The organism is Pseudomonas citronellolis (assembly GCF_029335315.1).
Taxonomy (GTDB): Bacteria; Pseudomonadota; Gammaproteobacteria; order Pseudomonadales; family Pseudomonadaceae; genus Pseudomonas; species Pseudomonas citronellolis_A.
Window position 1 is genome coordinate 1 of record NZ_JARJLT010000333.1, and the last position, 10,438, is coordinate 10,438.

8 protein-coding genes are annotated in these 10,438 nt (G+C 72.6%); all 8 read right to left on the minus strand.

The genetic code is table 11. From position 1 onward, the window contains the following. Window positions 1-5: 5 nt before the first annotated feature. The 8 genes from P3W75_RS24950 to P3W75_RS24985 are packed head-to-tail and all read right to left on the minus strand — an operon-like array spanning window position 6 to window position 10,437. On the minus strand, window positions 6-1,403 hold the full coding sequence (locus tag P3W75_RS24950; protein WP_276229994.1) for an LLM class flavin-dependent oxidoreductase: 1,398 nt from the start codon (window positions 1,401-1,403) through the stop codon (window positions 6-8). Further along, window positions 1,381-3,039 (minus strand): dipeptide ABC transporter ATP-binding protein, encoded by a 1,659-nt coding sequence (locus P3W75_RS24955; protein WP_276229995.1) that lies wholly within the window; start codon window positions 3,037-3,039, stop codon window positions 1,381-1,383. Before P3W75_RS24955 ends, P3W75_RS24950 begins: the two co-directional genes overlap by 23 nt. Then, a complete protein-coding gene (locus tag P3W75_RS24960; protein ID WP_276229996.1) occupies window positions 3,036-3,920 on the minus strand; it encodes an ABC transporter permease in 885 nt (294 codons plus the stop codon). Before P3W75_RS24960 ends, P3W75_RS24955 begins: the two co-directional genes overlap by 4 nt. A gap of 14 nt (window positions 3,921-3,934) precedes the next feature. Next, window positions 3,935-4,993, minus strand: coding sequence for an NADP(H)-dependent aldo-keto reductase (locus P3W75_RS24965; RefSeq protein WP_276229997.1), 1,059 nt, complete (start codon window positions 4,991-4,993; stop codon window positions 3,935-3,937). A gap of 20 nt (window positions 4,994-5,013) precedes the next feature. After that, window positions 5,014-6,360: an LLM class flavin-dependent oxidoreductase gene (locus P3W75_RS24970; RefSeq protein ID WP_276229998.1), complete on the minus strand. Its 1,347-nt coding sequence runs from the start codon at window positions 6,358-6,360 to the stop codon at window positions 5,014-5,016. Continuing rightward, window positions 6,357-7,733, minus strand: a complete 1,377-nt coding sequence (locus tag P3W75_RS24975) for an acyl-CoA dehydrogenase family protein (protein WP_276230001.1) — start codon at window positions 7,731-7,733, stop codon at window positions 6,357-6,359. Before P3W75_RS24975 ends, P3W75_RS24970 begins: the two co-directional genes overlap by 4 nt. A 2-nt stretch (window positions 7,734-7,735) precedes the next feature. After that, window positions 7,736-8,668 carry an ABC transporter permease gene (locus tag P3W75_RS24980; RefSeq protein WP_276229999.1) on the minus strand — a complete coding sequence of 311 codons (933 nt, stop codon included), beginning with the start codon at window positions 8,666-8,668 and terminating at the stop codon, window positions 7,736-7,738. Then, a complete protein-coding gene (locus P3W75_RS24985) occupies window positions 8,665-10,437 on the minus strand; it encodes an ABC transporter substrate-binding protein (protein WP_276230000.1) in 1,773 nt (590 codons plus the stop codon). The genes P3W75_RS24980 and P3W75_RS24985 overlap by 4 nt, the downstream gene beginning before the upstream one ends. Between the last annotated feature and the right edge of the window lies 1 nt (window position 10,438).

The following is a 10,438-nucleotide window of genomic DNA, read 5'->3' on the forward strand; positions in this document are numbered from 1 at the left end:
GTGGGTCAGGCGCTGGCGAAGCGCAGTGGCGCGGCGGCCTGGCGCAGGGCGGCCGGGTCGCGGTAACGGGCGCCGTAGTGGTCGTCGGGCAGGCGCGCGCGGCCGGCGCCGAACAGGCGCTCGCGCAGGGTCTCGCCGTCGTTGTAGGCCTCGCGGAAACGTCCGCGACGGCGCAGTTCGGGCACCACCAGTTCGATGAAGTCGCGGGCGGTGTGCGGGGTGAGGAACTGGCGCAGGTTGATGCCGTCGATGCCGTCCTCGTCGAGCCATTTCTCGATCTCGTCGGCCACCACCCTGGGCGTGCCGGCGACGAAGAAACGGCCTTCGTCGAAGCCGCCCAGGCGCTTCACCAACTGGCCGACGGTGGCCTGCGGGTCGTTCGCCAGCAGCGCCGCCCAGGGCCCGCCGGCGGGCAGTTCGGCCAGCGGCGTGTGCGCCGCGAAGGCGCCCAGGTCGACGCCCGACTGCATGTGCGCGAGGGCGCCGTCGAGGCTCTGCAGGCGCCGGTAGTCTTCCAGCTTGGCCTGCACCTCGAGGTCGTTGCGGCCGACGATGACGGCGGCCTGGACGATGAACTTCAGCCCCGCCGGGTCGCGGCCGTGGGCCCGCGCCCGCGCGCGCATGTGTTCGATGTTGCGGCGCACCGCCGCCGGGGTCGGGCCGCCGGTGAACACCACCTCGGCGTGGCGCCCGGCGAACTCGGTGCCGGCCGGCGAGCCGGTGGCCTGGAACAGCACCGGGGTGCGCTGCCGCGACGGCTGGCAGAGGTGCGGCCCGGCGACCTTGAAGTGCTCGCCGACGTGGTCGATGTAGCGCACCTTGGCCGGGTCGGTGTAGATGCGTTGGTCGCGGTCGACCCGCACCGCGTCGTCGTCCCAGGAGCCTTCCCAGAGCTTGTAGAGCACGTCGAGGTATTCGTCGGCGATCTCGTAGCGGTGGTCGTGGGGCACCTCGCCGTCCAGGCCGAAGTTGCGCGCGGCGTTGGGCAGGTAGGAGGTGACGATGTTCCAGCCGACCCGGCCGCGGGTCAGGTGGTCGAGGGTGCTCATGCGCCGGGCGAAGGCGAAGGGCGGCTCGTAGGTGGTGGAGAAGGTGGCGCCGAAGCCGAGGTTGCGGGTCACCGCGGCCATCGCCGGGATGACCAGCAGCGGGTCGTTGCTGGGCACCTGCACGGCTTCGCGCAGGGCGGTCTCGGGGCCGTCGCGGAAGCGGTCGTAGACGCCCACCACGTCGGCCAGGAACACGCCGTCGAAGCAGCCGTGCTCCAGCAACTGCGCAAGCTCCGTCCAGTAGTCGATGTCGTTGAAGCGGTGCCGCTGGTTCTCCGGGTGGGCCCAGAGGCCGTGGACGATGTGGCTGACGCAGTTCATCTCGAACAGGTTAACGAGCAATGGCTTCGACACGGATGCGACGCTCCCGGGGTTGCGGCAGGTGGGGGATGGCGCCCAACAGGGCGCGGGTGTAGGCGTGCTGCGGGCGGGCGAAGACCTCGCGCACCGGGCCGCTCTCGACGATGTGGCCGTCCTTCATCACCAGCACCCGGTCGCTGACGTGGCGCACCACGCCCAGGTCGTGGGAGATGAACAGGCAGGCCAGGCCCAGGCGGCGCTTGAGGTCGGCGAGCAGGTCGAGGATCTGCGCCTGCACCGAGACGTCGAGGGCTGACACCGGCTCGTCGCACACCAGGATTTCCGGCTGCGCGGCCAGGGCGCGGGCGATGGCGATGCGCTGCCGCTGGCCGCCGGACAGCTCGATCGGCCGCCGCCCGAGCACGCCCACCGGCAGGCGCACCAGCTCCAGCAGTTCGCGGGCGCGCTGCTGGCGCTCGGCGCGGCCGCCGCCGACCTGGGCCAGGGCTTCGTCGAGGACGCGGGCCACGGTGTAGCGCGGGTCGAAGGAGGCCAGCGGGTCCTGGAACACCACCTGCACGCGGCGCCGTTCGCGGCGCTGGGACAGGGCGTCGAGGGCGCTCCAGGCCTGCCCGCGCAGGTACACCTCGCCGCTGTCGGGGCGCTCCAGGCCGAGGAGCATGCGGGTGAGGGTGGTCTTGCCCGAGCCGGATTCGCCCACGATGCCCAGGGTCTCGCCGCCGCGCAGGGTGAAGGACGCCCCGGCCACCGCCTGGTGCGGCGCGCCGTCCGGGCCGGCGAAGCTCTTGGCCAGCTGGCGCGCCTCCAGCACCACCGGCTCGCCGCCGAGGCTGCTCGGGGTTTCGCTGGGCAGCGCGGTCGGCGCGTGGCTGATGTGCACCGCCGAGGCGGCGCGCAGCAGCGAGCGGGTGTAGGGGTGGCGCGGGTCTTCCAGCACCTGGTCGACCGGGCCTTCTTCGACGATCACGCCGTGCTGCATCACCGCCACGCGGTGCGCCAGGCGCGCCACCACCGCCAGGTCGTGGCTCACCACCAGCATGGCGCGGTCGCGCTGGCGCAGGCTTTGCAGCAGGTCGAGAACCTGCGCCTGGACGGTGGCGTCGAGCGCGGTGGTCGGTTCGTCGGCGATCAGCAGGTCGGGGTCGCAGGCGATCGCCGAGGCGATCAGCGCGCGCTGGCGCAGGCCGCCGGAGAGCTGGTGCGGGTACTGCCGGGCGCGCAGCTCGGCTTCCGGCACGCCCACCGCGCGCAGCAGGTCGAGGACTTTCCGCTGACGCTGCTCGCGGTCCAGCTCGGTGTGCAGGCGCAGCGGCTCGTCGATCTCGCGGCCCACCGGGCGCAGCGGGTCGAGGGAGCCCAGGGCGTCCTGCATGACGAAGCCGATGCGCGAGCCGCGCAGCGCGCGCCACTGGCGGCCGCTGAGGTTCAGCAGGTCCTGGCCGTCGAAGGCCAGGCGCCGCGCGCGGATGTGCGCGCCGGCGCCGGTGAGGCCGGCGAGGGTGCGCGAGGTGACGCTCTTGCCCGAGCCGGACTCGCCGACCAGGGCCAGGCATTCGCCGGGGAACAGGCTGAAGGAGACGCGCTGCAGCACCGGCTGGGCGCGGCCGAAGGCGACGTCGAGGTCGGCCACTTCGAGCAGCGGGCGGAACGGGTTGATCAGGGTAGTCATGGGCGTTTGCCCTCGCTGTAGCGCAGCAGGGCGCGGCCGAGCACGGTCACGGCGACCACGGTGAGGGTCACCGCCGTGCCCGGCGCGGCGACCAGCCACCAGGCGTTGGAAAGGAAGTTGCGGCCGACCGAGAGCATCGCGCCCCACTCGGGCGCTGGCGGCGGCGCGCCGAAACCGAGGAAGCTCAGCGAGGCGCCGGCGGCGATGTTGGCGCCCACGCCGAGGGCGGCGAGGATCAGCACCGGGCGGATGGCGTTGGGCAGCAGGTGGCGCCAGATCACCAGCGGCCGCGACAGCCCCAGGGTGACCGCCGCCTCGACGTAGGCCGCGCCGCGCAGCACCCGCGCCTGGGCGCGCACCAGGCGGGCGTAGCGCGGGATGCCGGCGATGCCCACGGCGAGGATGGCGTTGGCCAGGCCCTGGCCCCAGAAGGTGATGATCACCAGGGCCAGCAGCAGCTCCGGGAAGGCCAGCAGGACGTCGACGCTGCGCATGCTGGCGGCGTCCAGCCAGCGCGGCCCGAGGCCGGCCAGCAGGCCCACGGCGATGCCGCCGAGCAGGCCGATGGCGGTGGCCGCCACGCCCATCAGCAGCGACGGCCGGGCGCCGTGCACCAGGCGCGCGAGCACGTCGCGGCCGTTCTCGTCGGTGCCCAGCCAGTGCGCCGCGCTCGGCGCCTGGAAGGCGTGGCGGGCGCTGGCCTGCAGCGGGTCGATGGCGACCAGCCAGCTCGGCGCCAGGCTGGCCAGCGCCAGCAGCGCCAGGAACACGCCGGCCAGCAGCAGGCCGGGGCGGGCCAGCGCCGCGCGCAGCGCGTCGGGGAGCTGGCGGCGGCGTGACGCGGCCAGCAGGCGGGGCAACTCGGTGGGCAGGGTGGCCATGCGCCGGTCCTCCTTCAGGGCGCCGGGTTCGGCAGGCGCGCGTGGATGGCGTCGATCGCCGCGAGCACTTCCGGCGCCAGGCGCAGCTCGGCGGCGTCGAGGTTCTGCGCCAGCTGTTCGAGGCTGGTGGCGCCGTTCAGCGCGCTGGCCACGAACGGCTTGCCGACGACGAAGGCCAGGGCCAGCTGCGTCGGCGCCAGGCCGTGCTCACGGGCCAGTTCGACGTAGGCGCGGGTGGCCTGTTGCGCCTCGGCGCTGCCGTAGCGAGCGAAGCGGCCGTAGGCGGAGCCGGCGCTCAGGCGCGCGCCGGCCGGCTGGGCGCCGTCCAGGTACTTGCCGCTGAGCACGCCGAAGGCCAGCGGCGAGTAGGCCAGCAGGCCGACGCGTTCGCGGTGGCTGAACTCCGCCAGGCCCGCCTCGTACTGGCGGTTGAGCAGGCTGTAGGGGTTCTGCACGCTGAGGATGCGCGGCAGGCCCAGGCGCTCGGACTGCTTGAGGAACTCGGCCACGCCCCACGGCGTTTCGTTGGAGATGCCGATGTGGCGCACCCGCCCGGACTTCACCAGCTCGGCCAGGGCGCTCAGGGTCTCGCCGATGTCGTCGCTTTCCTCGTCGTCCACCCAGGGGTAGTCGCGGGTGCCGAAGAAGTTGCTGCTGCGGCTGGGCCAGTGCAGCTGGTAGAGGTCCAGGTAGTCGGTCTGCAGGCGGTCGAGGCTGCCGTCCAGGGCGCTGCGCAGGGTGGCCAGGTCGAAGCGCGTGGCGCCGCCGCGGATGTGCTGCATGTGCCCGGCCTGGCGCGGCGGGCCGACGATCTTGCTGGTCAGGACGATGTCCTGGCGGCGCTTGCTGCGCGCCAGCCAGGTGCCGATGAAGCGCTCGGTGTCGCCCCAGGTGTCGGGGCTGGACGGGGTGGGGTACATCTCGGCGGCGTCCACCAGGTTGACCCCGCGCGAGAGCGCGTAGTCGAGCTGGGCGTGGGCGTCGGCCTCGCTGTTCTGGTGGCCCCAGGTCATGCTGCCGAGGCCGATGACGCTGACCTTCAGGTCGCTGTTGCCGAGTGGGCGATAGTTCATGCTGGTGGTCTCTCGCAGGTTCAGGCCGAGGCGGCCGCGGGGTGTTCGTACTGGCTGGCCGGGTAGGGCAGGCCGAGGTGTTCGCGCAGGGTGCTGCCCTGGTATTCGTGGCGGAACAGGCCGCGCTTGCGCAGGCGCGGGACCACTTCGTCGACGAAGATCTCCACGCCCGAGGGGAAGCTGTCGGGCATGATGTTGAAGCCGTCGGCGGCGCCGGCGAGGAACCATTGCTCCAGGCTGGCGGCGACCTGCTCGGGGGTGCCCACCAGCAGCCGGTGGCCGACCAGGATGCGCCGCGACAGCTGGCGCACGCTGAGGTTCTCGGCGCGGGCCAGGTTCAGCTGGGCCTCGAGGAAACCGTGGGAGCCCTTCTCGAATTCGTTGACCGGGCCGATGCGCTGCCACGGCAGCGGCGCGTCCGGGTCCAGCTCGCTGGCCTCGACGCCGATGCGCTGGGCGATCTGCCGCAGCAGGCCGCTTTCGCCGATGAAGCTATTGAGCCGCTCGAAGCGCTCCAGCGCCTCGGCCTCGGTGCTGCCGATCACCGTGGACAGGCCGGGCATGATCTTCAGGTGCTCGGGGTTGCGCCCCCACTGGCGGGCGCGCTGCTTCATCTCGCGGTAGAAGGCCTGGCCGTCGGCGAGGGTGGTCTGGGTGGTGAAGATGGCGTCGGCGAAGCGCGAGCCGAGCGCCTTGCCGCCCTCCGAGGAGCCGGCCTGGACCAGCACCGGGCGGCCTTGCGGCGAGCGCGGCACGTTGAGCGGGCCTTTCACCGAGAAGTGCCGGCCGACGTGGTCGACGCTGTGCACCCGCGCCGGGTCGGCGAAGCGCCCGGAGGCGGCGTCGCCGATGATGGCGCCGTCTTCCCAGCTGTCCCACAGCTTGAGGGTCACGTCGACGAACTCCTCGGCGCGGGCGTAGCGGTCGACGTGCAGCGGCGCGCCGGCCAGGCCGAAGTTCTGCGCGGCGGCGTCGCCGGCGTTGGTCACCACGTTCCAGGCCGCGCGGCCACCGCTGATGTGGTCGAGGGAGGCGATGCGCCGGGCCAGGTTGAAGGGTTCGTTGTAGGAGCTGGAGGCGGTGGCGATCACGCCGATGCGCTGGGTCGCCAGGGCCACGGCGGTGAGCAGCACGGTCGGCTCCAGGCGCCCTGCGGGCTGGCGGCCGACGTCGCCGGCCAGGGCCGGGCCGTCGGCGAGGAAGATCGTGTCGAGGGTGCCGCGCTCGGAAATCCGCGCGATGTTCTGGTAGTAGCCGACGTCCAGGTAGGCCGTGGGCGGCGCCTCGCCGCTGCGCCAGGCGCCGGCGTGGGCGCCGAAGCCGAGGATGTTCATGCCGATGCTCATCTGCCGCTGCGGGGTGCTCATGCCGGGGTCTCCTCGGTGCTGGGGGCTTGCTGCTGCGCGGCCTTGGCGGCGGCGAAACGCGCGCTCCAGGCTTCGCTGGGAAGGGTGTCGTTGAGGTGGTAGTCGCCCAGGTAGGCCTCGCGCAGGATCGCCGGGTTGTGCGAGGCCAGGGTGCGCGCGTTGCGCCAGTGGCGGTCGAGCCGGCGGCCGCTGTCGGTGGCCGAGGCGCCGCCCACTTCGAACAGCAGGGTGGCGGCCTCCAGCACCTGGGGCAGGACGATCTGCTGCGCCTGATAAGCGCGGATGTCCGCCTCGCCGTACAGCTCGCGGCTGGCGGTGCCTGCGCGGTGCGCCTGCCAGGTGCGCTCCAGGGTCGCCGAGACGGCTTCCACCAGCGCCTCGGTGGAGAACGCCAGGCTGCCCAGGCGGCCCACCACGCGCTGCACCAGCGGGTCCTGGCGCGGCTCGGAGCGGCCGGGGATGCCGAAGGCGCGGGTGCGGCCCTGGACGAAGGCGACGGCGTCGCGCAGCACGGCCTGGGCGATGCCGGCCAGAGTGGCCAGGTGCACCTGCTGGTAGAAGGCGGTGATGTAGCTGTCGCTGCGCCCCTCGCCGACCTTGAAGCGGCGCAGCAGCTGGTGTTCCTCGACGCGCACGTCTTCGAAGCGGGTGGTGCCGCTGCCGGTCAGGCGCTGGCCGAAGCCGTCCCAGTCGTCCTCGCGGGTGACGCCCGGCGCGCCGGTGGGCACGGCCACCGCCAGGTGGTCGCCGGCGTCCTCGGCGGACACGGCGATCCAGTCGGCGTAGAGGGTGCCGGTGCAGTAGTACTTGGCGCCATTGAGCAGCCAGTGGTCGTCCTGGCGGCTGAGGGTGACGCTGTTGCCGGTGACTTCGCTGCGCTCGGCCATGGCCGCGCCGAACAGCTCGCCGCCGACGATGCGCGGGAACCAGTACTGGCGGCTGGCTTCGTCGTCGTCGTTGAGGCGGCCTTCGACGAAGCCGAAGTGCGCGCGGAAGATCTGCGGCAGGTTGGAGTCGGCGGCGCCGAGCTGGCGGATCAGCCGGAACAGCTGCGGCAGGCTGGCGCCCAGGCCGCCGTAGCTTGCCGGGATGCGCAGCGCGCCGAAGCCGGCCGCGCGCAGCCAGGCCACCGGCTCGTAGGCCAGCTCGCGTTGCTGTTCGCGCTGGATGGTGCCGGCGGCAATGCGTTCGAACAGCGGCGCGAAGCGTTGCAGCAGCTCGGCGTCGTCGGGGTGGGCCGGCGCGCTGGCGGCGGTGGGAAGGTCGTCGGGGAAGATCATCGAAAGCTCCTCGCTCGGGGCGATGGAAGAAAGCGGCGCCTGGTCGGCGTCGAACAGTTGGCGCAGGTGGGCCAGGGCGATGCTCGCGGTCATGCTCATGCGTCGTTCACCCGGGGGTCGACCAGGGCGTTGAGCAGGTCCACGGCGAGGTTCACCAGCACGTAGATCGCCGCCGCCAGCAGGGTGATGCCGAGCACCACCGGCACGTCCTTGTCGTTCACCGCGTTGAGCATCAGGCGGCCGATGCCCTGGCGGGCGAACAGGTTCTCGGTGATCACCGCGCCGCCCAGCAACGCGGCGAAGACGAAGCCGGAGAGGGTGATCAGCGGCGTCAGCGCGTGACGCAGGGCGTGCCCCAGGCGTACCCCGGTTTCCGACAGGCCGCGCGCGCGGGCCATGGCGATGAAGGGCTGTTCGAGGATTTCCTCCAGCTCCTGGCGCAGCACCTGGGCCAGCACCGCGGCCACCGGCAGGGCCAGGGTGAGGATCGGCAGCACCAGGCTGCGCCAGCCCTGCGAGCCGGTGGGTGGCAGCCAGTGCAGCTGGAAGGAAAACACCAGCAGCAGGAGGATGCCGAGCACGAAGCTGGGCATGGACGACAGCAGCAACTCGCCGCCGCTGGCCAGGTTGCGCGTGGCGCGCTTGCCGTTGGCGGTGAGCAGCGCCGCGGCCAGCGCCAGCAGCACCGCCGCCAGCGCCGCCCACAGGGCCAGCTGGGCGGTGGCGCCGATCTGCGTGGCGAGGGCGCGGGTCACCGGGATGCGCAGGCGGTACGACTCGCCGAGATCGCCCTGGGCCAGGCGCCCGAGGTAGTGGACGTACTGCACCGCCAGCGGCTGGTCCAGGCCGTAGTCGCGGCGCACCTGGGCGATGGCCTCGGCGGTGGGCATGGCGTCCGGCCCGCCGAGGATCGCCAGGGCCGGGTCGCCGCCGCTGACGTTGAGGGCGAGGAAGGTCAGGCTGGCGGCGCCCCAGAGCACCGCCAGGCCGCCGAGGAAACGCCAGAACACGCGACGCAGGGCGATCATGGTTGCGCCTCCCGGTCCAGCCAGACGCTGGTGAAGAAGGGCACGTTGTGCGAGCTGTCGAACACCACGCCCTTGACGTTGCGGCGGTAGGCGATGGTCAGCTGGCTCTCGTACACCGGCACCGCCGGCACCACTTCGGTGAGGCGGCGCTGGGCCTCGCTGTACAGGCGCTGCTGTTCGGCCGCGTCGGTGCTGCGGCGGGCGCGGGCGAGCAGGTCGTCGAGCTGGGCGTCGCGCAGGCGCGCGCTGTTCTGCCCGATCAGCTTCGGCGTGGCGATCGAGTTGCTGTGGTAGAGGATGTACAGGCCATCCGGGGTGTTGGTGTGCCAGTAGCCGCCGACCAGCGCCTGGTAGTCGCCGGCGTAGCGCAGGTCGTTGACCTGGGCCATGGGCAGCACGCGCAGGCCCAGCTCGATGCCGATCTTCTTCGCGTCGGCCTGCATGGCCACCGCCACGCTGGCCGGCAGCGCCGGGCTGTCGACCATCAGCAGGGTGGCGGCCAGGCGCTTGCCGTCGCGCACGCGGTAGCCCTCGGCGTCGCGCGCGGTCCAGCCGGCCTCGTCGAGCAGGGCGCCGGCGGCGGCCACGTCGTAGCTCAGGGCGTCGCGCCAGGCCGGGTCGTAGAAGCGCGTGTTGGCGGCGAGGAAGTCGGCCTTCACCTGGTATTCGCCGAAGCCGGTGATCCAGGCCAGGCCCTCGCGGTCGATGGCGCGGGCCAGGGCCTTGCGCACGCGCACGTCGTCGAACGGGAAGCGCTCGACGTTGAAGGTCAGGCTGCGCACCGGGTTGCCCTTGCGGATGCGGCTGCGCAGCACCAGCTGCGGGTCCTTGCGGATCGCCTGGGCGTTCTGCGTCGGCGCGTCCAGGGTGAAGTCGTACTGCCCGGAAACCAGCGAGCTGTAGCGGATCAGCGCCTCGGGCACGAAGCTCAGTTCCAGGCGTTCCAGGTAGGCCGGGCCTTGGTGGCGCAGCACCGGCGGCGCCCAGTGGTAGCCGGCGCGGCGCACGAAGTTGGCGCCCTGGTCGCGGGTGTAGCTTTCCAGCACGAAGGGGCCGGAGCCCACCGGGTGCTCGGCGATGGACTGCGGCGCTTCGAGGATCTGCTTCGGCGAGATCATGCCGAGCCAGGACTGCGCGAGCACGTCGAGGAACGGCGAGTAGGGTTCGCGCAGGGTGGCCTGGAAGGTGAACTCGTCGAGCACCTTGCCGGACAGGTAGGGGGCGATGTAGGCCGCCGCCAGCGGCGACTTGGTGGCCGGGTCGCGCATGTGCTCGAGGTTCACCCGCACCGCTTCGGCGTTGAACTTCGTGCCGTCGCTGAAGCTGACGTCGTCGCGCAGGTGGAAGGTGTAGGTCAGGCCGTCCGGGGAAATCTCCCAGGACTTGGCCAGCCACGGCGAGACCTTGCCCTGTTCGTCCTGGTACACCAGGCAGTCGTAGAGGATGCGCCCCAGCCACTGCACGTTGCCGTGGGACAGCGCGTGGATGTCGAAGGAATAGGTGTCCAGCGCGGCGCTGGCGCGCAGGGTGCCGCCGGGCTTGCCGGGGGCCTGTTCGTGGAAGTCCTCGGCCGGGTAGCTGAGCTGGCCGTCGTGCAGGCTGCCGGTGTCCAACGCGGCGCTGGCGGTGCCGGCGGCGCCGCTGTCGTCGGCCGGCGAGCAGCCGGCGAGCAGGCCGGCCAGCAGTAGCGCGGCCAGGGGCGGGAGTCTGTCGAGCAAGCCGGCCCCGCGCTGCGCGGGGGCCGGGGACAACTGCGGAATCGAAGGCATC